The sequence below is a fragment of the Marinobacter sp. genome (assembly GCF_965229985.1).
GTDB lineage: Bacteria > Pseudomonadota > Gammaproteobacteria > Pseudomonadales > Oleiphilaceae > Marinobacter.
This window is the reverse complement of sequence record NZ_OZ245935.1, coordinates 325900-347680: the sequence shown is the minus strand read 5'-3', so window position 1 is coordinate 347680 and position 21781 is coordinate 325900. Positions and strand designations below refer to the sequence as shown.

Genomic DNA, 21781 nt, shown 5'->3' with positions numbered 1-21781 from the left:
ATTCGCCTACGTCAGGAAGCCCGATAACAATGAACAAGGTTGTGCGAACGCCCCTCATCTGCCCGATTGTCCCTGGCCTGCTTCTCGCCTCTCAGGTCGCGTTGGCCCAGGAGACCCCGAGGGCCGACAAACACTACATCGGTCTGCTGGCAACCACCTACAACCACCGCACCATCGGTGAAAACACCAAGGAAACCGCCTGGGGCACTGGCGGAACCCTGGTGCTGGGTGGCCATATCACCGATCTGTTCCACGCCGAGCTGCGAGCCGGCGGCGGTTTCAAAGACGCCGAGGTCCCGAACAGCGACCTCACCCTGAGCGTTGACTATTACGCCAGCTGGTACATGGGCCTGCACTACCCTATCACCGACTACGCCAACCTTTACGGCCAGTTCGGCTTTTCCTACATCCACGGTGAAGGCGAGATTAGCGATCCGGCGAATGACCGCAACAACGCCTACCTTGATCTCGACGGCGAATTTCCGGACAGCGGTTTCAGTGTCAGCTGGATTGCCGGTCTCGACTTTGAAGTGACGGACGACACCTTCCTGGTTTTTGAAGGCGGGAAGCTGTTTGAAGACACCGCAACGGATGTGAACACCTTCCAGTTCTCCGGCGGCGTGCGCTACGAATTCTAACTGTAGGTCGGATTAGCGAAGCGTAATCCGACAATCTGCTGATACGTAATGCCGCTTATATTTTGTCGGATTACGCTTCGCTAATCCGACCTACCATTCGACCTACTATTCGATACCCGTTACGCCCTGTGGCGAATGTGCCAGCACCGGTGGATCCGGGCGTTACGCTGAAAATCCTTGCCCAGGGTATCCCGGGTAACCTCGGCAACCTCGAACTCATTCTCCAGCGCTTCGTCCAGCTTAAAGCGTCGGAAATTGTTGGAAAAGATCAGCAACCCGTCGGAACTCAACCTTGCCATGGCCTGCCTGACCAGCGTCGGATGATCCTTCTGGATATCCAGAACGCCGGCCATGCGGGCGGAATTCGAAAAGGTCGGCGGATCCATGAAGATCAGATCAAACCGTTGTTCCGCCGTTTTCCGGTCTGCCAGCCAAGCCAGGCAATCCGCCTGCTCTACCCGATGCTTCTTCGGATCGGCGCCGTTCAGGGCCAGGTTTTCCTCGGCCCAGCCGACATAGGTCTTTGACATATCCAGGCTCAGAGACCGGCTGGCGCCTCCAACCACGGCATGAACGGTAGCCGCGCCGGTATAGCAGAACAGGTTCAGAAACCGCTGGTTTGCCGAGTGTTGCTGAATCCAGTGCCGCACCGGCCGATGATCGAGGAACAGACCGGTGTCCAGGTAATCCTTCAGGTTCACCTTCAGCACGCAGCCATGTTCGTGAACCTTGAAGAACTCGCCACTGGCCGCCTGCTTTTCGTACTGGCTGGTGCCCGTCTGGCGCTGGCGCTGCTTGCACACCATCTCTTCCCGCTCCACGCCCAGTGCTTCAGGAATCACCGCAAGAGCTTCGGCCAGGCGCTCACGAGCGGAACGCTCGTCCACCGATTTCGGCGCGGCATATTCCTGCACGTGAACCCTGCCCTCGTAGATATCGATTGCCAGGGCAAATTCCGGCATGTCGGCATCGTAAAGGCGGTAGCAACCAATGCCCTGCTTTCTTGCCCACTGGCCAACGGTTTTCATGTTTTTCCTGAGGCGGTTGCGGAGCATGGCCGCGCGCTCCTCGTTGGCAATGCGAGGAGTAATCTCACCGGGGATATCAGGTGCCCGCGGTGTCATGGCGCTGACGTCATTGATCTCGAACAGCAGCAACTGAGCGGGCAACTTCCCGTTGAAAAGTCGATATTGCTTATAGCTCCGCAAACCGATGGATTTTCCGAATTCCGGGGCGCCGGTAAATACGCCAAGGCGCCAGCCCGGAACCGTGCGTTTCACTGCATCACCCAGGGCCTGATACAGGGCGCCCAGCTCCCTGCGCTCACTCAACCGCTCGCCGTAGGGAGGATTGGTCAGCACCAGACCCTGATCGGACCAGTCACCCTCCAGATCCAAAGCGTCGACCGCCCGCGCTTCAACGTGGACAATACTCTCCAGGCCCGCTCTCTGAATGTTTTTCCAGGCCGTCGCGATGACCCGGCTGTCCTGATCAAAACCAGCCAGTCTCGGGATGCGCCCCTGTTTGCCTTCATGGGCGCGGCGCTCCGCTTCCTGGCGCAGGGACAACCAGAGTTCCGGCTGGTGCCCGGGCCATTTCTCGAAGCCGAACCGTTCCTGCTTACGACCAGGCGCCATGTCCAGCGCCATCATGACGGCTTCAATAACAAGAGTGCCGGATCCACACATCGGGTCCACGAAATCGCCACCGGCCGCGGCAATCTCGGGCCAGCCCGCGCGCATCAGCAATGCTGCCGCCAGGTTTTCTTTCAGTGGTGCTATGCCCTTGTCTGTGCGGTAACCACGCATGTGCAGGCTGTGGCCACTCAGGTCAATTCCCAGTGACAGGCGCCCCCGATTCAGGCGGGCGGAGACAATCACATCGGGATTCTTGGCATCTACTGAAGGACGAGGGCCGACGTTGGCCTGGAACCGATCCACAATGCCGTCCTTCACCCGTTGCGCACCGTACTGGGTATTCCGGATGGCCTCGTTCTGGCCGAGGAAAGTCACCCGGAAGCTGCCATGCACCGGGATATGCTGCTGCCAGTCCATGTGCACAACGCCGTCATAGAGCTGATCGCCGCTGTTGGCATCCACTTCGTCAATATGAAGGATCAAGCGGTTGGCCAGGCGTGACCACAGGCAAGCGCGGTAGCCAGCCTCCAGAGAACCTTCCACCCAGACTCCGGCCGGCGCATTGCGCACGGTGTCCAGGCCAAAGGTGCTGAGCTCGTCCGCCAGAAGGTATTCCACTCCCTTCGGGCAGGTTACGAAAAATACAGATTTGGACAAGTTCAACTCCTGGTGCATCGACGGCTATTGGTAAGTTTCCGGAATACTGGCTGTTCCGAAATTGGCAGCAATTCTTTAGTTCACATAACTATAAAAAAAGCGTCACATAGATGAAATAATTAGTGTACATCTGCGCAAGGTTCGACTTACCTTGTAAGTGACGCGTCGTTCCGGAAGGCAATAAACCTTCCGTCAACAGGATCCTGACTGCTCTGGCTTGAGCTGACAATAGTGGGTTATCCCGGAAGTGGGTAACGCTTGTCGCAGCCACTGCAGAAGTGTACACGCTTGTTCTGTTAATCCATCAGTGAGGAACGGCATGAAAAGACAGAAAAGAGACATGTACGCTCGTGCATTCAAGCGGGGTTATCTCGCTGGCGTGTCCGGTAAATCCAAAGACAGCTGCCCGATTGAACAGGCGGAAGTTCGCCAGGAATGGCTGAACGGGTGGCGAGAAGGCCGCACAGATCAATGGGAGGGCATGACCGGCGTATCCGGCATCCACAAACTGGCTAACGTTACGACGGCGTGACGCCTGAACTAACCCCGAATCTTAATCTGATCTTTTTCTACACAATTTGACGCAGTACTCAGAGCAACCCAAATGGGGCCTCCCGCCCCATACCATGCGATGAAGTGCCACGGGGTTCATTCCCCGCTCGGGCCCGCTAAGCGGGCCCACCTTCGTTCTGGGGCACAACAAATCACTTAACCTGCCGGATCGCCTCAACCGCTTCTTTAATCAACTCAGGCCCGCGGTAGATAAACCCGGTGTATACCTGCACCAGTTTGGCACCGGCCCGGACTTTCTCTGCCGCGCTCTCGCCATCGGTAATGCCACCGACACCAATAATCGGTAGTGACTCCCCCAGCTCGGCGTAAAGCCCTTTTATCACCCTGAGAGACGCTTCCCGAACCGGCGCTCCACTAAGACCGCCAGCTTCATCTGCATGGGCGTGACCCGCCACCGCACCGCGACTGATCGTTGTATTGGTGGCAATAACGCCGTCCAGTCCTGTCTCCCGCAGCGCAGATGCCACAAAGCGGATACCGTCATCATCCATGTCCGGGGCGATCTTCACGGCCACAGGCACATACCGCCCATGTTGTTTCTCACACTTGAGCTGCTCATCCTTGATCGCTTCGAGCAGACCTTTCAGGGAATCGCCAAACTGCAGATCCCGGAGCCCCGGCGTGTTGGGCGAGGACACATTGACAGTGATATAGTCGGCCCGGGTGTAAACCGCCGATATCCCCTTCCGGTAATCCGACTCGGACTGGTCGTTGGGGGTATCCTTGTTTTTGCCCACATTGATTCCGAGCACACCGCTGTAGCGACGGTTATCCACGCGCGCCAGCAAGTGGTCCAGACCTTCATTGTTGAAACCCATGCGGTTAATGATGGCCTGGTGTTCCGGCAAACGGAACATTCGCGGCTTGGGGTTGCCCGGCTGCGCCAGGGGCGTGACCGTACCCACTTCGATAAACCCGAAGCCCAGGGCACCGAGCGCATCCAGGTGATCAGCATTCTTGTCGAGGCCTGCAGCGAGGCCTACGGGGTTCGGGAAATCCAGCCCCATAACATTTACTGGCAATGCATCTATCTTTGGCGAAAAAGCGCTCAAAACACCCAGTCGGTGCACAAGATCCAGACCATTCAATGCAACATTGTGAGCCTGCTCCGGCGGTAGGCGGAAAAGCAGGTTTCGGATAACGCCGTACATCTGAAAAAACTCCCCTCATCCAAGTGGGCGGAGTATACCGGAAGTTTTCCACAGCATCCCGGGCTAGAACCAAATCAGCTGTAAATGACTGTATCATGGCAGTCTCGTGACCTTTTCCACGGAATCTGTGGATAACCCTGTTGAAAATCCCGGGGCAACGGTTGCCATCCCTTGATAACTGCGCCAATCTACAGATTGATCATTTTTTAACCAGTTATTTTTTCCTTTATTTTCATGGTCTTATATATTTTTCCCTTACCTGTCGACAAATACTAAACAAAATGTTACCGAGTCACCGTTCTGCAATGATGTGCATAAATCACTTGAAATTCTTCATTTTGGCCGCCCCTGCCAAAGGCACTGGGAATAACGTTATACTGACACCTGTCTTCTGATCTGGAGTGCTTCAATGCAAGAGCCGACTTCCCCCGCCCAACAGCACCGGGACAATCTCGCGGGCGAAATGAAGGCGGCCTCGCGCGTGACCATTATCGGGATGATTCTCGATGCAGTGCTCGGAATCATAAAAGTCATTGGCGGTGCTCTTTTTCATTCCCAGGCCCTCCTGGTTGACGGCATTCACTCCTTCACGGATGTCGCCTCGGATCTTGTTGTTCTTGGGGTAATGAAGGTATCCCGCCAGGAACCGGATGACGATCATCCCTATGGCCATCAACGAATCGAAACCTTCGGCACCCTGGTTCTCGGTAGCATTCTGATCGCCGTTGGCGCAGCCCTGGCCTGGGAAAATACCCTGCGCCTGCTCGAGGGCGGCGTAGATACCGTGCCGGGCTGGCCGGTTCTGGTGGCAGCTGCAGCGTCCGTTGCGGGTAAGGAATGGATTTTCCGATACACTCGCCATGTCGGCCAGAAGATTCGCTCAGACCTGATTATCGCCAACGCCTGGCACAGCAGAACCGACGCGTTTTCCTCTGTTGTCGTTCTGGTTTCCACCGCCGGTGCCATGCTAGGCATGGTTTGGCTGGATGTGTTTGCGGCAGTGGTGATCGCCGGAATCATTATCCACATCGGCTGGAAGTTCACCTGGGACAGCGTGAAAGAGCTTGTTGACACCGGTCTTTCGCATGAGGATACGGAGATGCTCAAGAGCATCGCCCGGGACACAGACGGGGTACGTAACGTCCACGAACTCCGTAGCCGCCGAATGGGCCACGATATTTTGCTGGATATTCACCTGGTGGTTCGACCGGAAATCAGCGTCTCAGAGGGACACCAGATCGGTATGCAGGTAGTCTCGGGCATGCGGGATGCCCTGGACAACATTCGGGATATCAATTTCCACATCGACGCCGAAAACGACGAAGACCAGCCCCTGACCTCTGAGCGTCTACCCTCCCGTGGCGACATCCGGGCCATCCTGGCTCAGCACATTGGTGAGCTCCCTCACCACAGTCGTTTGCGGCTTCACTACCTGAAGAACAAGGTGCACCTGGAATTGTTCCTGGACGAGCACGAAGAAAGGACTGCCTTCTCCTCTGCGAACATCAAGGAACAGCTCCGGGATTACCCCTGGTTTGGCAGTGTCAGGGTGTGGGTGGCCGGCCCCTGAGGGAGCAGGCTATACCCTTCACCGACGGCGGTTCTCTTCCATCCTTGAAAGAAACTCCTGCATGATCAGGGTATAGAGTTCGCCACCGAGAAAGCGATCCTCCACACCGGCATCAATGCTCGGATTGTCGTTGACTTCAATCACCGCAACCCGGTTGCCGGACTGCTTGATATCCACTCCATAAAGCCCGTTACCAATAAGCTTGGTGGCATTCAGCGCCGCCTGGATTACGTTTCTCGGCACCTCGTAGGTGGGCATGGTCTCAAAGCCACCGCTTTCACTCTCGGATTCACCGTGCTGATAGATCTGCCAGTGGCCTTTCACCATCATGTACTTGCAGGCGTAGATAGCCCGACCACCCAGCACACCAATGCGCCAGTCATAATCGGTGTACAGATATTCCTGAGCCAGCACCAGGGCCGACTGTTTGAACAAATCTCTGAGGCCGGCACGGAGAGTCTTCTCGTCCTCTGCCTTGGTTACGCCCCGGGAAAACGCGCCATCCGGAATCTTGATGACCACCGGGAAGCCCAGCTCACTGATGACCTGCTCGACCGCATTCTTCTGGTCTTTTGACAGGATCAGCGTCTTGGGTGTGGGAACCTTGTTGTTCTTGAGAAGATCCGCAAGGAACACCTTGTTGGTGCATTTCAGGATCGATACCGGGTCATCAATAACCACCATGCCCTCAGCGGCGGCCTTGCGGGCAAAGCGGTAGGTATGGTGATCAATGGCGGTGGTTTCCCGGATGAACAGGCCATCGTATTCCGGCAGGCGCATATAATCCCGCCGGGTAATCTGCTCAACATTGATACCCAGCTTGCGACCAGCCTTCTCGAACCGCTTCAGGGCGACCTTGTCACTCGGAGGCATTTCCTCATCGGGATTGACCAGCACCGCCAGATCATAGCGGTAACGGCGGCGGGTTCTGGGCTTACGCCACACCATGCTACTGAAACGATCCAGGGCGGCAGCAAACACATCCTGTTCATGCTCGCCGAGATCCGCCGGAGCGGCCGGCTTCATGGACTCGATCTGCCACTGCTTGCGGCGCTTGAAGACAATCTCAAGAATCGGGCACGGGAAACGCTCGAACAGCGCCCGGGCGACGGGTTTGAGATCCGGATGCTCAGCCTGGCCAAAGTAAGTCCGAATCCGGACTTCGTGGGTGGCTGCTCGCTCATCACTGGCGGGATCAATTGCCGAGCCAGCCGCTTCCAGCCAGTTGATGACGCTTTCATCAAGCTCTTCCAGCTCAAGTGAAAACAGCCCTTTTCGGCCGAGGTCGTTAAGAGTCATTACCGAAGGCACCACATGGTGGCCACGGGCTTCCGCCAGGAGTGAGCAGTAATAGCCCTTGCTAAGATAGCGGGCGCTCTGACACAGGTTGATGACCCTTACCCGGCTGGCAGGCGGAGCTGAGAACTGGAGGTACTGATCAAACGTCAGCACATCCTCACTGGGGTAATAGGGCGCCCAGTCTTTGGCACGGTCCACTACGATAAGCAATCGGGACATTAAGGGCATTCCTCCCTGAAAGGTCTTGCCTGTGGTAATTGAGGCCACAATACGCCGGTCACGATCCCTGCACAATCGGCGAATAATGCGTGCTTTTACGCATCCTTGCGGTCTTTGCGTTCCACCTACTCTCACCCATAATAGCCGAATACGGGAAGCCCACCAGCATGCCCTCCAAGTCTTCTCAAGGCCGCACCTTAATGCCTGATTTCCAGCTCCGACAAGCCACCAGCAAGGACCTCGACGCTCTGGTTGCGCTTGAAAACCGGTGTTTCACCGAGGACCGTCTGTCCCGGCGCAGCTTTCGCCGTTTTCTGGAAATGCCCAGGGACCGGTTGATTGTGGCTGAGGCCAATGGCGAATTGGTGGGTTATTGCCTGGTTCTGATGAGCGCGGCTACCCGGCTGGCCCGCATTTACTCCATTGCTGTTTCGCCAACGGTGCGCGGCCAGGGCGTGGGTGAAAAGCTGGTCCGAGAGGCAGAATCAGAAGCTGCGGAAGCGGGCCGAATCGTCATGAGACTGGAAGTACGTGAGGATAACCGGGGCGCCATCAGCCTTTACAAACGCCTGGGGTATCGACAGTTCGGAACCTACCGGGACTACTACGAAGACCACGGCACTGCCCTGCGTTTTGAGCGGCGAATCCTGTTCTACGAGCCGTCCCGGGAATTCCCCGCGGTGCCCTATTACCCGCAGACCACGGATTTTTCCTGCGGCCCCGCCGCCCTGATCATGGCCATGGCCGCCCTGGATGAACAGCAACCGCTGACAACGCTGGAAGAACTGAGATTATGGCGGGAGGCGACCACAATTTTCATGCTCGCCGGCCACGGCGGCTGCGGCCCCCATGGACTGGCACTCGCCGCCTGGAACCGGGGCTTTGAAGCCAGTGCGTGGATCAGCATGGAAGGTGCCCTGTTCAAGGACACCGTCAGAAGCGAGGACAAAAAGCGGGTCCTGGAACTGGTCCATGAGGGCTTTCTGCATGACATCGGCCAGACCGGCATCCAGTTGCACCATGACCCGCTGACTCTGGAAGCCATGGCAGAGGCCCTACACGAGGGCCGGGTTCCGGTGATCCTTATCAGCACCTGGCAACTGAACCGAAGCCGCGTTCCCCACTGGGTAACCGTGTGCGCGATTGATGACCAGTTCGTATACCTGCACGATCCGGAGATAGACGTGGAAATGGGCGAGACCGTCGCCGACAAGCAATACCTGCCAGTCGACAAACGGGTATTCAGCCAGATTTCCCGCTATGGCAGGAACCAGCCATTGCAGGCCGCAGTCATCGTTGGCCCGAAACGGCCGGCCTGATTACCCCGTCCGCAAGGCCGCCTCTTTCAACTCGGCGATATCGTCCCGCAGACGAGCGGCCGTTTCGAAATCCAGCTCGGACGCGGCCTTGTACATTTCATCCTCCAGTCGCGAAACTTCTTTGAGCACTTCCTCCGGAGACCGGTTGCCGGCTTTGGCCCGATACTGTTCTGCCTCTTCCGCCGCTTTCTGTCCCGGACGCTCCGCCTTACGGCGGCCGCGACCGCCGCCACCGGCACCTTCCATAATGTCGGCAATCTTCTTGTTCAGCCCCTGGGGAGTAATACCCTGCTCGAGGTTATGGGCCTCCTGCTTGGCCCGGCGACGTTCCGTTTCATCAATGGCCCGCTGCATAGAGCCGGTAATTCGATCGCCGTAGAGTATGGCCTTACCGTGAACATTCCGCGCGGCGCGACCCATGGTCTGGATCAGTGAGCGCTCGGACCGCAGGAAACCTTCCTTGTCAGCATCGAGGATAGCCACCAGCGAAACCTCGGGCATGTCCAGACCTTCCCGCAACAGGTTGATGCCCACCAGTACATCGAACTCACCCCGCCGGAGGTCCCGTATGATCTCGACCCGTTCCACGGTATCAATGTCCGAGTGCAGATAGCGAACCTTGATGTCGTGCTCCATCAGGAAGTCGGTGAGATCCTCCGCCATACGCTTGGTCAGCGTTGTCACAAGAACCCGTTCCTTCGCTTTCACCCGGGTGTGGATCTCTGAAAGCAGGTCGTCCACTTGCGTGGAGGCCGGACGCACTTCGATTTCCGGGTCCAGCAGGCCGGTGGGTCGCACCACCTGTTCCACCACCTGCCCAGCATGCTCGGCCTCGTAGTTGGCCGGCGTTGCCGATACGAAGATCATCTGGGGCGCAATCCGCTCCCATTCTTCAAACTTCATGGGCCGGTTATCCAGTGCCGATGGGAGGCGAAAGCCATATTCCACCAGCGTTTCCTTACGGGAACGGTCGCCCTTATACATGGCACCGATCTGAGGAATGGTCACGTGGGACTCATCCACCACCAACAACGCGTTGGGTGGCAGGTAATCAAACAGGGTCGGTGGTGCCTCACCGGGGCGGCGACCGGAGAGATAGCGCGAGTAGTTCTCGATGCCGTTGCAATAGCCCAGCTCCAGCATCATCTCAATGTCGTACCGGGTTCGCTCTTCCAGGCGCTGGGCTTCCACGAGGCGGTTGTTGTCTCGCAACTGCTGCAGTCGCTCGTCCAACTCAACTTTGATGTGCTCAACCGCATCCAGCACCGTCTGCCGGGGCGTGACATAGTGGGATTTCGGGTAAATGGTAACCCGAGGTACACGGCGGAGAACCTCACCGGTCAAAGGGTCGAAATAGCTGAGATTTTCCACCTCGTCATCGAACAGTTCGATGCGGATGGCCTCTTTCTCGGATTCCGCCGGAAATACATCAATCACATCGCCCCTCACCCGGTAATTGGCCCGGTGAAACTCAACATCATTCCGGGTGTACTGAAGCTCGGCCAGGCGGCGGAGAATAAACCGCTGGTCAATCTGATCGCCCCGGTCCAGGTGCAGCATCATCTTCAGATACGACTGGGGATCGCCCAGGCCGTAGATGGACGAAACCGTCGCCACGATGATGGCGTCTGGTCTCTCCAGCAAAGCCTTGGTGGCGGACAGACGCATCTGCTCGATGTGCTCATTGATAGAGGCGTCTTTTTCGATAAACGTGTCCGACGAGGGCACGTAAGCTTCTGGCTGGTAGTAGTCGTAGTAGGAAACGAAATACTCCACCGCATTGTCGGGAAAGAACTCCTTGAACTCACCATAAAGCTGAGCCGCCAGGGTCTTGTTATGGGCCATGATGATCGTTGGCCGCTGGATTTGCTGGATGACATTGGCGATGGTGAAGGTTTTGCCGGAACCGGTTACCCCCAGCAACGTCTGATGTGCCAGACCGGAGTGGATACCATCCACCAGTCCCTCGATTGCCTTGGGCTGATCGCCCGCTGGCTGGAACGGTGAATCAACCTGGAACACACCTTCTCTGGCGGAAACGTTTGCCTGATTACTGGCCATAACTGGCGGAAACCTCCGGTAAAACCGATGCAGGGCTGAAACAGCCCCTGCCATTAGAGAAATTTAGCGATACACTCGCTTCATGATACCATCAGTGCGATCGACGGCTGGGCGAAAATCAGCCAGCAGCTCTGGCACCCGGCGGTCGCAGCCCTATCAGACGCAGCTTTAAGGAGCGCAAGTTTGGACCTTCAACTTTCCAGCCGAGTACAGGCTATCAAGCCCTCTCCCACCCTCGCAGTCACCAACAAGGCCGCGGAACTCCGCGCAGCAGGCCAGGACATTATCGGCCTGGGTGCCGGCGAGCCGGACTTCGACACACCTGATCACATCAAACAGGCAGCCATTGAAGCCATCAATAACGGCCAGACAAAATACACTGCCGTGGATGGTACGCCAGCCCTGAAAAAAGCGATTATTGCGAAGTTCAAACGGGACAACGGCCTGGATTACGAAGCCAACCAGATACTGGTAAGCAGTGGTGGCAAACAGAGCTTTTTCAACCTCGCACTTGCCACACTGAACCCGGGTGACGAAGCCATTATCCCGGCACCCTACTGGGTTTCCTACCCGGACATGGTGCTGGTAGCCGAGGGCAAACCAGTCATTATCGAAACCGGCGCCGAGACCCGCTTCAAGATCACGCCGGAACAACTGGAAAACGCCATCACCGAGCGTACCCGCCTGTTCGTGATCAACAGCCCCTCGAACCCGAGCGGCATGGCCTACACCCTGGAAGAGCTGCAGGCCATCGGCGAGGTGCTGAAGAAGCACCCGAATATCATGATCGCCACTGATGACATGTACGAACCGATCCTGTGGACCGGCAAGCCGTTCTGCAACATCCTAAATGCGACGCCTGAGCTGTATGACCGCACCTTCGTACTGAATGGCGTGTCCAAAGCCTATTCCATGACTGGCTGGCGTATCGGCTACGCGGCGGGCCCGGCGAAAATCATCGGCGCCATGAAGAAGATCCAGTCCCAGAGCACCTCCAACCCGGCCTCTATCTCCCAGGCAGCAGCACAAGCTGCGCTTGATGGCGATCAGGCCTGCGTGGGCGAGATGGTCAAGGCCTTCAAGGAACGCCACGACTGGCTGGTAGAGGCCTTGAACAAACTACCGGGCGTTGAGTGCCTGAACGGCGACGGTACCTTCTATGTGTTCCCCAGCTTCCAGGGCGCCATTGATGCGGATTCCAGCGTCAGCACCGACGTTGAATTCGCCGAGAAACTGCTGACCGACGCCGGCGTGGCACTGGTCCCGGGCTCCGCCTTCGGCTGCCCTGGCCACATGCGCCTGAGCTTCGCAACCAGCATGGAAAACCTGGAAAAGGCTGTCGAACGTCTTCAGAAAGCGCTTGGCTAAAAAGTTCTGGCCAGGGGTTGACGGGGCGGTATTGCCAACTTAATATACGCGCCTCGTCACACGACGACGTTCCCCGATAGCTCAGTTGGTAGAGCAACGGACTGTTAATCCGTTTGTCGCTGGTTCGAGCCCAGCTCGGGGAGCCACTATTCTGAAAGCCCGCTAATTCTTTGAGTTAGCGGGTTTTTTATTGCCCCGCTTTTGACTCTGTCTTTTGTTGTTTTGATCTAGTCCTGCCCTAGCCTGGTCGATGGCGGGACTGGCGTGGCTGTCATGGCTTTCCAAAACACGCTACAAGCACGTCCGTGTGCGCTTGAATCGGGCCATCCCTGGCCCTCTACAGTTTTGGAAAGCCATGACAGCCACACCGTTCTGACCGTGAAGTTATCTGAAAAGCAAACAACAAACCTTGTGGAAACGGGTAACCAGTAGGTCGGATTAGCGCAGCGTAATCCGACAAATACGTTGACTGCCTATTTAGCAGCCTCCCTCGTCGGATTACGCTGCGCTAATCCGACCTACTCTTAGTTGCGGCCAGATATTTCTGAGAAGTCCGAAGAGGTGGTGTGGGGCCTCCCTCCCAAAAATGTCTGTGGCCAAGGATGGCCACAGCCAAGCGCACATGGATGTGCTCGTAGCGGTTTTTGGGAGGGAGGCCCCACACCACCAGACTCCAAACCATGCAGGCTAGGAGCCCAACTCAGACAGGAACCGAGAAACTAGACGCCAATAACCTCAGAGTGAATAGCCTCAAGGGCAGCCAGCGGGTCAGACGCCTGAGTAATCGGACGGCCGATCACGAGGTAATCGGAACCGGCTTTGAGGGCATCTGTGGGCGTCATGATGCGCTGCTGATCTCCTTTGTCAGCGGTCAGCGGTCGAATCCCCGGGGTAATCAACTTGAAGTCGGCGCCCTGCTCGGCTTTGAGCTTTGGTGCTTCCTGCGCAGAGCAGACGACGCCGTCGAGGCCGCAGTTTTTGGCGAGGGTTGCCAGGCGGGATACCTGGGCCTCCGGGGAATCGGTGATGCCGATGCCAGCCAGGTCGTCGGCGTTCATGCTGGTGAGGACGGTGACGGCGATCAGCAGCGGGCGGTTCGCGCCGAAAGCTTCAAGACGTTCCCGGCAGGCGGTCATCATTTTCTCACCGCCAGAGGCATGGACGTTCACCATCCAGACACCTAGGTCGGCTGCGGCTGCTACTGCTGCCGATGTGGTGTTCGGGATGTCGTGGAATTTCAGATCCAGGAACACGTCGAAGCCACGCTTCTGTAGCCCCTCGACCAATTGCGGGCCAGAGCGGGTGAACAGCTCCTTGCCCACTTTCAGGCGGCATTTGGCCGGATCCAGTTTGTCGACCAGCTCAAGGGCCGGATTCTGGGAGGGGAAATCGAGGGCGACGATGATCTTGGGATCGTTGGCGGTTTGCACGTTCAGTTGTCCTGCGGAGATTCGGTAAAGGTTTATTCGGCTTCAACACCCTGGATCGGGCGTACGGTTTCCCATTGCTTGCAGCTTGGGCAAAGCCAGTGCAGCTGACGACCAGAGAAACCACAGCTGACACAGCGGTAGACGGGACGATTGGCAAGAATCAGGTGGCCGATACGGCTCACCAGCCTGCCCTCATCGGTGGTCATGCCCTTTTCATAGCCGGCCATTTCCACCAGCCTGAGCAAGCCACGGACACTCGGCCGGGTTTCCAGTTCCTGCCTGAGTAAATCGATGGCTGCCGGTCGCCCCGAAGCGCGCTCTACGGACTCTACGAGGGCAAGCAGCAGACTGGTGCTCGGGTAGCTTTCGTACAGCTTGCGCAGCTTTTTCGCAAGCCTGCCGATGTCGCCGTGCTCGTGCTCAAGCTTCATCAAACGGTCGATCGCTTCCGGCCCAAACTCCGGATTCTGATCAAACACTTTCAGGCACTGGTTGCCAGCTTCCCGATAACTGCCCTGCCGAACCAGCAGCTTCATCAGAATAAGATTGGCCCGAACGCATGAGCGATCATAGTCGAGCGCTTCCTTGGCCAGCTTCTGGGCAGCCCACCGGTCGTCCTGTTTCAGGGACTCCTCAGAAAGCTCACAGGTCAGATAGGCCAGGACCTTGAACATGGCCGGGTCGGCGTCGCCCCGGGTCAGAGTCCGTGCAACCTCGGCAGCTTTGGCCCACTCCTTCTCTTGCTGATAGAGGTCGATCAGCTGCTGGGAGGAGTGCCGCCCGTATTCCTTGTCGCCCATCAACTGGTGCAGCAGCGCCTCGGCACGGTCTAGCAGGCCGGCATTGAGATAATCCCGGGCAAGCTCAAGGGTTACCTGTGGTGAGAAACGCGGAGGCAGTTCGGGCCTGGCCAACAGATTCTGGTGGATCAAGATGGCGCGGTCTGTTTCACCCTTGTTGCGGAAATGACTACCAATGGAAAGGTGCAGACTGACCGTGTCCTTGTTTACCGCGAGGGACTGGACGAAATTTTCAACAGCCTGATCAGAGTAGTTAGTGAAAAGGAACTGGAGACGATCCTTCACTGACTCCTCATCGGAAATCGTCTTTCCGGATCGGCTGTCATTGCTCCCCAGCCGGCCCACAAGCCAGCCAACGGCGACTGCAACTGTCAACAGCAGCCACTGAAGTACGATATCCATTAAAGAGTCCGGTCGTTCTGGGCCCTGGATTTCTCCAATGCCTGCTCGGCACGATCAAGTCGTTTCTGAAGGGTTCTGCGGGACACCGAGGTACGAACGGTGGCCAGCATGGTCATCAACACGCCAACGAGGGCACCGACAACGAATGCCATGATAATCCAGACGGCAACACCATGAGGTTGGGTTTCAAACAGCAGGAAGTTGAGGGAGACTGCCATTTGATTGTTGAGCGAGAATACCAGTGCCAGCAGAACCAGGACCAAAACCAACAGAATAATAAGGATCTTCTGCAATCCTGCCATAGCGATAGCACTCCCAAAGGGCTTGAAAGCCCGAATTATACGCGTTCCCTGAGCAGCTGTTAAAAGCCTTTCTTCAAGCTGTCGTTGACCTGCTCTCTCAATTCCTTGCCGGGCTTGAAGTGCGGCACATACTTGGCTGGTAGCTGAACGGCTTCACCGGTTTTCGGATTGCGCCCGGTGCGCGCGGCCCGGTGGTGAAGGGAAAAACTGCCAAATCCCCGAATTTCAATTCTCTGACCATCGGCAAGCGACTGGGACATGTGCTCAATGATGGTTTTTACAGCCAGTTCGACATCTTTAACGGAGAGCTGAGTCTGCTTGGAAGCAATCAGCTCGACCAGTTCGGACTTCGTCATGAGGCGTTTCCCTCTTTCGTTTTTATTCGGCCGTCGGTTACCGGATTCCCATGACTACCTAGTTTAGCCAAACCAGAAAAAAACACAAAAAAAACGGGCTCTTAGAGCCCGTTTTTTTCGTACCAACCGGAAATTCAGTCCTTGTTGGCGTTTTGCTGCTGCATCTGCTCCTTGATGAGATCACCGATGGTGGTCGCACCAGAAGAAGTTTCCGCAGTCTTGGTCCGCACGTTTTCCAGCGCCTGCTTGTCGTCCTCAACGTCTTTGGACTTCACAGACAGGTTGATGATGCGGTTCTTGCGGTCGATGCTGATGATCTTCGCTTCAACTTCTTCGCCTTCCTTCAGCGCGTTGCGGGCGTCTTCAACACGGTCACGGCTGATTTCAGAGGCTTTCAATACCGCTTCAACTTCGTCGTTCAGGGCAATGGTAGCTGCCTTGGCATCAACTGCAGACACGGTGCCCTTAACAATGGAGCCCTTGTCGTTCAGCTGTACAAACTCGGCGAACGGATCGCTCTCGAGCTGCTTGATACCCAGGGAGATACGCTCACGCTCCGGATCAACAGACAGGATAACGGTTTCAACTTCGTCACCCTTCTTGTATTCACGAACCGCTTCTTCGCCAGTCTCGTTCCAGCTGATATCAGACAGGTGAACCAGACCGTCGATGCCGCCATCCAGACCGATGAAGATACCGAAGTCAGTGATTGACTTGATCTTACCGGAGATGCGGTCACCCTTGTTAAAGTTGCTGGAGAAATCTTCCCACGGGTTGGATACACACTGCTTGATACCCAGGGAGATACGACGACGCTCTTCGTCGATATCCAGAATCATCACGCCCACTTCGTCGCCTACCTGGACAACCTTGGACGGATGGATGTTCTTGTTGGTCCAATCCATTTCAGATACGTGAACCAGACCTTCAACACCTTCTTCCAGCTCAGCAAAGCAGCCGTAGTCAGTCAGGTTGGTAACGCGCGCAGTAACCTTGCTGCCTTCCGGGTAACGACCCTTGATATCAACCCAGGGATCTTCGCCCAGCTGCTTCAGGCCGAGGGAAACACGGTTGCGCTCACGGTCGAACTTCAGAACCTTAACGCTTATTTCGTCGCCAACATTAACGATTTCGCTCGGATGCTTGATGCGCTTCCAGGCCATATCGGTAATGTGCAACAGGCCGTCAACACCACCCAGATCTACGAACGCGCCGTAGTCGGTCAGGTTCTTGACGATACCTTTGATTTCCATACCCTCGGTCAGGGTTTCCAGCAGAGCTTCACGCTCAGCACTGTTTTCAGCTTCCAGAACGGCGCGGCGGGAAACAACCACGTTGTTACGCTTCTGGTCGAGCTTGATAACCTTGAATTCGAGTTCTTTGTTCTCCAGGTGCGCGGTGTCGCGAACCGGACGAACGTCTACCAGCGAGCCAGGCAGGAAGGCACGGATACCGGCCAGATCGACGGTGAAACCACCCTTGACCTTACCGTTGATGATACCTTTAACCACTTCCTCAGCTTCGAAGGACTTCTCGAGCACCTTCCAGGCTTCTGCACGCTTGGCCTTCTCACGGGACAGACGGGTCTCACCGAAGCCGTCTTCAACAGCGTCGAGAGCTACATCGACAACGTCGCCGATAGCAATTTCCAACTCGCCTTTTTCGTTAAGGAACTGGGAGGCGGGGATAACGCCTTCGGACTTCAGTCCGGCGTTAACGGTGACCCAGTCGTTATCGACGTCTACAACGGTTCCCTGGACGATGGAACCCGGTTGCATGTCAATTTCTTTTAGGCTTTCTTCAAAAAGATCCGCAAAGCTCTCGCTCATTATGAGTCCTATATGATCAACGCAAGTGTACTCCGTGCCACCAGCAACACGGTCTGTTAACAAGTTCCGGATTAAGCCTGTGGCTGGCAGATAGCGCTACATCCGGCATTTCAACGACAAAAAGGTGTAGTCAGGCCTGGCCTGCTGCGGCCATACACCTGTCCAACACCTCTTCTATACTCAACCCCGTAGAATCAATGACTTGCGCATCATCTGCGGGCTTGAGAGGGGCTGCGGAACGGTTCATATCCCGTTCATCACGAACCCGTATCTCCTCTAAAAGGGCGTCAATATTAACATCGACACCCGCGTCCTTCAACTGGCTATAGCGCCGCTGGGCCCTCTCCTCGGCGCTTGCCGTAAGGAAGATTTTCACCGGCGCATCCGGAAACACCACCGTCCCCATGTCACGACCATCGGCCACCAGGCCCGGCGCCTGCCGGAAGTCGCGCTGGCGCTGCAAAAGTGCGTCCCGGACCGGCTGCATCACAGCCACCTTTGAAGCATTGTCGCCAGCCGATTCCGTACGTATATCTGCGGTCACGTCCTGCCCTGCCAAAATGACTTTAACCGGTTCACCTGCCGGAGTGGGCTCAAACGCCACGTCCAGTCCGGCAGCGACGCTCACCAGGCCGGCCTCATCGTCCAGAGACACGCCCTGACGAACTGCGGCCAAGGCCGTCAGCCGATACAAGGCACCACTGTCAAGCAGGTGCCAACCCAATTTACGGGCCAGCATCTGGGTAATTGTGCCTTTGCCGGAACCCCCGGGACCGTCCACGGTAATCACCGGCGCACTGCTATCTGACATCATTCAGCCCCCTCGGCTGAGATATTGATTCCCGTACCTTGCGCAAGTTCCACGAATCCCGGGAAAGATGTCGCCACGTTCGCACAATCGGTGACCGTGATCTCTCCCTCGGCGCGGAGCGATGCCACCGCGAAAGACATGGCAATCCGGTGGTCTCCATGGCTGTTCACGGTGCCGCCACCGATGGTCTGGCCGCCATCAATAATGATGCCGTCTGGCGTTACCGTGGTTTCCACACCCAGAGCGGCGAGGCCGTCAGCCATTACCTGGATTCGGTCGCTTTCCTTGACCCGAAGCTCTTCTGCGCCTCGCAGAACCGTTCGGCCTTTGGCACAGGCCGCGGCGATGAACAGCACCGGGAATTCGTCAATGGCCAGGGGCACCTGATCCTCAGGAATATCGATACCTTGCAACTCTGCCGAGCGGACCCGCAGGTCAGCGACCGGCTCGCCGCCGATTTCGCGCTCGTCCAGAATCTCAATGCTGGCGCCCATCTGGTTCAGGATGTTGATCACACCGACCCGGGTCGGGTTCATCCCCACATGCCGCAGGACCAGATCGGATCCGGGAGCAATACTCGCGGCTACCAGAAAAAACGCGGACGACGAGATATCGGCAGGCACATCAATATTGGTCGCCGTCAGTTTGCCGCCACCACTGACACTTGCGGTCGCGCCGTCCCGGTGAACGTGATAGCCAAAGCCCGCCAGCATGCGCTCGGTGTGATCGCGGGTGGGAGCCGGCTCGGTCACCGACGTACTGCCTTCCGCATAAAGACCAGCCAGCAGGAGGCACGATTTCACCTGGGCGCTGGCCACCGGCATTTCATAATGAATACCGGAAAGTTTCTGGCCGCCACGGATCTTCAGTGGCGGGCGGCCACCCTCCGCGGTATCAATCACGGCACCCATGGCCCTGAGCGGATCGGCAACCCGCCCCATCGGGCGACCGGAGAGACTCGCATCGCCGGTCAGCTCGGAATCAAAGGGCTGGGCGGCCAGCAACCCCGCAAACAACCGCATGGCGGTTCCCGAGTTACCCAGATACAGAGGCCCCCGGGGGGCCTGAAGCCCGTGCATGCCAACGCCATGGATGCGAACAAAGCCGTCGTCCGGGCCTTCGATGGTCACGCCCATATCCCGGAACGCCTGGAGCGTGGCCAGGCTGTCCTCACCTTCCAGAAATCCCTTCACTTCGGTTACGCCGTCCGCCAGCGCACCCAGCATTATTGAACGGTGTGACATCGACTTGTCACCGGGCACCCGGATATCACCGGCAATCGCCCCACCGGGCTTAAGACGGAACGTTACCTGCTTTTCACTGTTGTTTGTCACGTAAGCCTGTCCTGAGAGCATCTTCGAAAAATGTTCACGCGCCGCCTTGGCGCGACTGAAAACCCGTAACAACGTGGCACTGTCCTGGTTGGCGATGGCAGTACGCAGTTGTTCGAGATCGTGGGTGAAGTGGTCAATCACGCGCAGAACCGCATCGCGGTTCGACAGAAAGATATCGTGCCACATCACCGGATCGCTGGCCGCAATCCGGGTAAAGTCCCTGAAGCCACCGGCAGCATAGCGAAAGATATCCATGTTCTCATCTTCACCCGCCAAGGTATCCACCAGGGAGAACGCAATCAGGTGCGGCAGGTGGCTTGTGGCCGCCAGCACCTCATCGTGATACGCCACCGACATGGTCAGCACCGTGGCACCACAGCCCTCCCACAGCGCTTTAAGCCGGGCAAGGTGTGGCTGACTGACGTCGTCAGGCGGCGTAAGAATGACCTTGTGGTTGGCAAACAGCTCGGGATTGGCCGCCCGAATGCCGCTCTTTTCAGAGCCAGCAATGGGATGGCCGGGAATAACCCGGGGCGACAAGCCGCCGAACACGGCCTCAACATCGGTTACGAAGCTGGATTTAGTGCTACCAACGTCGGTCAATATCGCGTCCGGTTCCAGTGCCGGGCGAACCTGCTCAAGCACCTTGCGAGTAGCCCGTACAGGAACGGCCAGCACAACCAGGTCTGCCCCCCGGACAGCATCGGCGATCGAAGCAGCCGACTGATCGATTACACCCAGCTCTTTGCCGAGTTGCAGCTCTTCATCGCGCTGATCTGTACCAACAACTGTGCCCGCCAGCCCGTTGCGCCGGATCGCGCAGGCCAGGGAGCCGCCAATCAGCCCCAGGCCAATCACCGCTACCCTTTTAAACAGAGGCTCGGAAGACGCCATATCAGTCGCTGAGCCCCGATGCGGTAAGGGCCTGGGCCAAAGCCTCGATAAAGCGCTCGTTTTCTTCCGGAAGCCCGACAGACACCCTGAGATGCCGTGGCATGCCGTAGCCCGCGATCGGCCGGACAATTACACCGTGTGCGAGCAGAGCCTGGTATACGCCCATGGCCTGCTCCCCCACTTCCACGGCAACGAAGTTCCCGGCTGACGGAATGTAGCTGAGCCCCATCCGGTCGAATGCCTCCTGCAACTGACGCAGACCGGCTGTGTTCACGTCACGGGAACGCTGGAGATAGTCTTCATCCTCAAGCACAGCCGTGGCCGCAGACAGGGCAACCGTATCGACGTTAAACGGCTGGCGCACCCGGTTCAGAATATCCGCAATGGCCGGTGAGGAGATGCTGTACCCGACCCGCAAAGCCGCCAGCCCCCAGGCCTTGGAAAACGTGCGGCAAACGATGAGGTTCGGGAAGCGGGCCAGAAGCTCAACACCGTCCGGGTATTGCTCGCCGGTCAGGTATTCGCAGTAGGCCTCATCCAGAACTACAAGCACCTTCTCCGGAATCTTGTTCAGGAACGCCTCAATGGCATCCGCCGTGTGAACCGTGCCCGTGGGGTTGTTCGGGTTGGCGACAAACACCAGGCGAGTGCGATCGGTAACCGCCGCAGCCATGGCATCGAGATCGTGCCCCCACTCCCGGGCTGGCACAGACACGCCCCTGGCGCCGATAGCCTGGGTCACCAGAGGATAAACGGCGAATGCGTACTGGGAGAAAACGACTTCGGAATCTGTATCAGCGAAACAACGGGTAATCACTTCCAGTACATCATTGGAGCCGTTACCCAGGGTAATCTGATCCATTCCAACGTTCAGACGCTTCGACAACGCCTGTTTCAGATTGAATCCGTTGCCATCGGGATACAGACAAAGCTCGGAGAGAGCCTGCCGCGCAGCCGACAGAGCCTTTTCGCTGGGCCCCAGCGGGTTTTCATTGCTCGCCAGCTTGATGATCTCTGCCGGATTGAGGCCAAGCTCACGGGCCAGCTCTTCAATCGGCTTGCCCGGCTGATAGGGTGAGAGCGCCTGTACGCCGCGAACCGCCAGACTCTGGTAATCAATGGCCATAAATC

At 57.2% G+C, this 21781-nt stretch carries 17 protein-coding genes and 1 tRNA gene; 6 read left to right on the top strand and 12 right to left on the bottom strand.

Annotated features, from left to right (window positions below):
* Positions 1 to 29 precede the first annotated feature (29 nt).
* Complete coding sequence (locus tag ACO06L_RS01545) at positions 30 to 638, top strand: outer membrane beta-barrel protein (RefSeq protein ID WP_202346796.1); 609 nt, start codon at positions 30 to 32, stop codon at positions 636 to 638.
* A gap of 119 nt (positions 639 to 757) precedes the next feature.
* On the opposite strand, the gene rlmKL is transcribed toward ACO06L_RS01545, so the two are convergent.
* Complete coding sequence (gene rlmKL, locus ACO06L_RS01540) at positions 758 to 2950, bottom strand: bifunctional 23S rRNA (guanine(2069)-N(7))-methyltransferase RlmK/23S rRNA (guanine(2445)-N(2))-methyltransferase RlmL (RefSeq protein WP_265103084.1); 2193 nt, start codon at positions 2948 to 2950, stop codon at positions 758 to 760.
* 301 nt (positions 2951 to 3251) lie between these two features.
* Between rlmKL and rmf the strand changes: the two genes are divergently transcribed.
* Positions 3252 to 3464 carry a ribosome modulation factor gene (gene rmf / locus ACO06L_RS01535; RefSeq protein WP_008172042.1) on the top strand — a complete coding sequence of 71 codons (213 nt, stop codon included), beginning with the start codon at positions 3252 to 3254 and terminating at the stop codon, positions 3462 to 3464.
* Between the two features lie 172 nt (positions 3465 to 3636).
* Here the strand turns inward: rmf and ACO06L_RS01530 are convergent, their stop codons facing one another.
* The gene (locus ACO06L_RS01530; RefSeq protein ID WP_202346798.1) at positions 3637 to 4656 is read right to left on the bottom strand and encodes a quinone-dependent dihydroorotate dehydrogenase; all 1020 of its coding nucleotides are present in this window, start codon (positions 4654 to 4656) and stop codon (positions 3637 to 3639) included.
* 409 nt (positions 4657 to 5065) lie between these two features.
* On the opposite strand from ACO06L_RS01530, the gene ACO06L_RS01525 reads away from it, so the two are divergent.
* Positions 5066 to 6226, top strand: coding sequence for a cation diffusion facilitator family transporter (locus ACO06L_RS01525; RefSeq protein WP_064230627.1), 1161 nt, complete (start codon positions 5066 to 5068; stop codon positions 6224 to 6226).
* Between the two features lie 18 nt (positions 6227 to 6244).
* Here the strand turns inward: ACO06L_RS01525 and ACO06L_RS01520 are convergent, their stop codons facing one another.
* Entirely contained in the window at positions 6245 to 7744 is a 1500-nt protein-coding gene (locus ACO06L_RS01520) for a RimK family protein (protein ID WP_064230626.1), read from the bottom strand.
* A 200-nt stretch (positions 7745 to 7944) separates the two neighbouring features.
* On the opposite strand from ACO06L_RS01520, the gene rimI reads away from it, so the two are divergent.
* Positions 7945 to 9063 carry a ribosomal protein S18-alanine N-acetyltransferase gene (rimI, locus tag ACO06L_RS01515; protein ID WP_064230625.1) on the top strand — a complete coding sequence of 373 codons (1119 nt, stop codon included), beginning with the start codon at positions 7945 to 7947 and terminating at the stop codon, positions 9061 to 9063.
* On the opposite strand, the gene uvrB is transcribed toward rimI, so the two are convergent.
* A complete protein-coding gene (gene uvrB / locus ACO06L_RS01510) occupies positions 9064 to 11124 on the bottom strand; it encodes an excinuclease ABC subunit UvrB (protein WP_202346799.1) in 2061 nt (686 codons plus the stop codon).
* A gap of 183 nt (positions 11125 to 11307) precedes the next feature.
* On the opposite strand from uvrB, the gene ACO06L_RS01505 reads away from it, so the two are divergent.
* Positions 11308 to 12492: a pyridoxal phosphate-dependent aminotransferase gene (locus ACO06L_RS01505; RefSeq protein ID WP_064230623.1), complete on the top strand. Its 1185-nt coding sequence runs from the start codon at positions 11308 to 11310 to the stop codon at positions 12490 to 12492.
* 70 nt (positions 12493 to 12562) lie between these two features.
* Positions 12563 to 12638: transfer RNA gene (locus tag ACO06L_RS01500), tRNA-Asn, on the top strand.
* A 573-nt stretch (positions 12639 to 13211) separates the two neighbouring features.
* Here the strand turns inward: ACO06L_RS01500 and pyrF are convergent.
* The 8 genes from pyrF to hisC all read right to left on the bottom strand — a co-directional run bounded on the left by pyrF (position 13212) and on the right by hisC (position 21776).
* Complete coding sequence (pyrF, locus tag ACO06L_RS01495) at positions 13212 to 13922, bottom strand: orotidine-5'-phosphate decarboxylase (protein ID WP_202346800.1); 711 nt, start codon at positions 13920 to 13922, stop codon at positions 13212 to 13214.
* Between the two features lie 32 nt (positions 13923 to 13954).
* On the bottom strand, positions 13955 to 15124 hold the full coding sequence (gene lapB, locus ACO06L_RS01490) for a lipopolysaccharide assembly protein LapB (protein ID WP_202346801.1): 1170 nt from the start codon (positions 15122 to 15124) through the stop codon (positions 13955 to 13957).
* Positions 15124 to 15426 carry a LapA family protein gene (locus ACO06L_RS01485; protein ID WP_064230620.1) on the bottom strand — a complete coding sequence of 101 codons (303 nt, stop codon included), beginning with the start codon at positions 15424 to 15426 and terminating at the stop codon, positions 15124 to 15126. Before ACO06L_RS01485 ends, lapB begins: the two co-directional genes overlap by 1 nt.
* Positions 15427 to 15485: 59 nt before the next feature.
* Complete coding sequence (locus ACO06L_RS01480) at positions 15486 to 15782, bottom strand: integration host factor subunit beta (protein ID WP_008172061.1); 297 nt, start codon at positions 15780 to 15782, stop codon at positions 15486 to 15488.
* A 134-nt stretch (positions 15783 to 15916) separates the two neighbouring features.
* Positions 15917 to 17611, bottom strand: coding sequence for a 30S ribosomal protein S1 (gene rpsA, locus ACO06L_RS01475; protein WP_008172063.1), 1695 nt, complete (start codon positions 17609 to 17611; stop codon positions 15917 to 15919).
* 130 nt (positions 17612 to 17741) lie between these two features.
* The gene (gene cmk / locus ACO06L_RS01470) at positions 17742 to 18422 is read right to left on the bottom strand and encodes a (d)CMP kinase (protein ID WP_202346829.1); all 681 of its coding nucleotides are present in this window, start codon (positions 18420 to 18422) and stop codon (positions 17742 to 17744) included.
* Complete coding sequence (locus ACO06L_RS01465) at positions 18422 to 20650, bottom strand: bifunctional prephenate dehydrogenase/3-phosphoshikimate 1-carboxyvinyltransferase (RefSeq protein ID WP_202346802.1); 2229 nt, start codon at positions 20648 to 20650, stop codon at positions 18422 to 18424. The genes cmk and ACO06L_RS01465 overlap by 1 nt, the downstream gene beginning before the upstream one ends.
* A gap of 1 nt (position 20651) precedes the next feature.
* On the bottom strand, positions 20652 to 21776 hold the full coding sequence (gene hisC, locus ACO06L_RS01460) for a histidinol-phosphate transaminase (RefSeq protein ID WP_064230617.1): 1125 nt from the start codon (positions 21774 to 21776) through the stop codon (positions 20652 to 20654).
* Positions 21777 to 21781: the final 5 nt, after the last annotated feature.

Excerpts from the sequence above, each read along its gene's own strand:
- ACO06L_RS01545 (WP_202346796.1), top strand. The coding sequence starts at position 30 with ATGAACAAGGTTGTGCGAACGCCCCTCATCTGCCCGATTGTCCCTGGC.
- rlmKL (WP_265103084.1), bottom strand. The coding sequence starts at position 2,950 with ATGCACCAGGAGTTGAACTTGTCCAAATCTGTATTTTTCGTAACCTGC.
- rmf (WP_008172042.1), top strand. The coding sequence starts at position 3,252 with ATGAAAAGACAGAAAAGAGACATGTACGCTCGTGCATTCAAGCGGGGT.
- ACO06L_RS01530 (WP_202346798.1), bottom strand. The coding sequence starts at position 4,656 with ATGTACGGCGTTATCCGAAACCTGCTTTTCCGCCTACCGCCGGAGCAG.
- ACO06L_RS01525 (WP_064230627.1), top strand. The coding sequence starts at position 5,066 with ATGCAAGAGCCGACTTCCCCCGCCCAACAGCACCGGGACAATCTCGCG.
- ACO06L_RS01520 (WP_064230626.1), bottom strand. The coding sequence starts at position 7,744 with ATGTCCCGATTGCTTATCGTAGTGGACCGTGCCAAAGACTGGGCGCCC.
- rimI (WP_064230625.1), top strand. The coding sequence starts at position 7,945 with ATGCCTGATTTCCAGCTCCGACAAGCCACCAGCAAGGACCTCGACGCT.
- uvrB (WP_202346799.1), bottom strand. The coding sequence starts at position 11,124 with ATGGCCAGTAATCAGGCAAACGTTTCCGCCAGAGAAGGTGTGTTCCAG.
- lapB (WP_202346801.1), bottom strand. The coding sequence starts at position 15,124 with ATGGATATCGTACTTCAGTGGCTGCTGTTGACAGTTGCAGTCGCCGTT.
- ACO06L_RS01485 (WP_064230620.1), bottom strand. The coding sequence starts at position 15,426 with ATGGCAGGATTGCAGAAGATCCTTATTATTCTGTTGGTTTTGGTCCTG.
- ACO06L_RS01480 (WP_008172061.1), bottom strand. The coding sequence starts at position 15,782 with ATGACGAAGTCCGAACTGGTCGAGCTGATTGCTTCCAAGCAGACTCAG.
- rpsA (WP_008172063.1), bottom strand. The coding sequence starts at position 17,611 with ATGAGCGAGAGCTTTGCGGATCTTTTTGAAGAAAGCCTAAAAGAAATT.
- cmk (WP_202346829.1), bottom strand. The coding sequence starts at position 18,422 with ATGTCAGATAGCAGTGCGCCGGTGATTACCGTGGACGGTCCCGGGGGT.
- ACO06L_RS01465 (WP_202346802.1), bottom strand. The coding sequence starts at position 20,650 with ATGGCGTCTTCCGAGCCTCTGTTTAAAAGGGTAGCGGTGATTGGCCTG.
- hisC (WP_064230617.1), bottom strand. The coding sequence starts at position 21,776 with ATGGCCATTGATTACCAGAGTCTGGCGGTTCGCGGCGTACAGGCGCTC.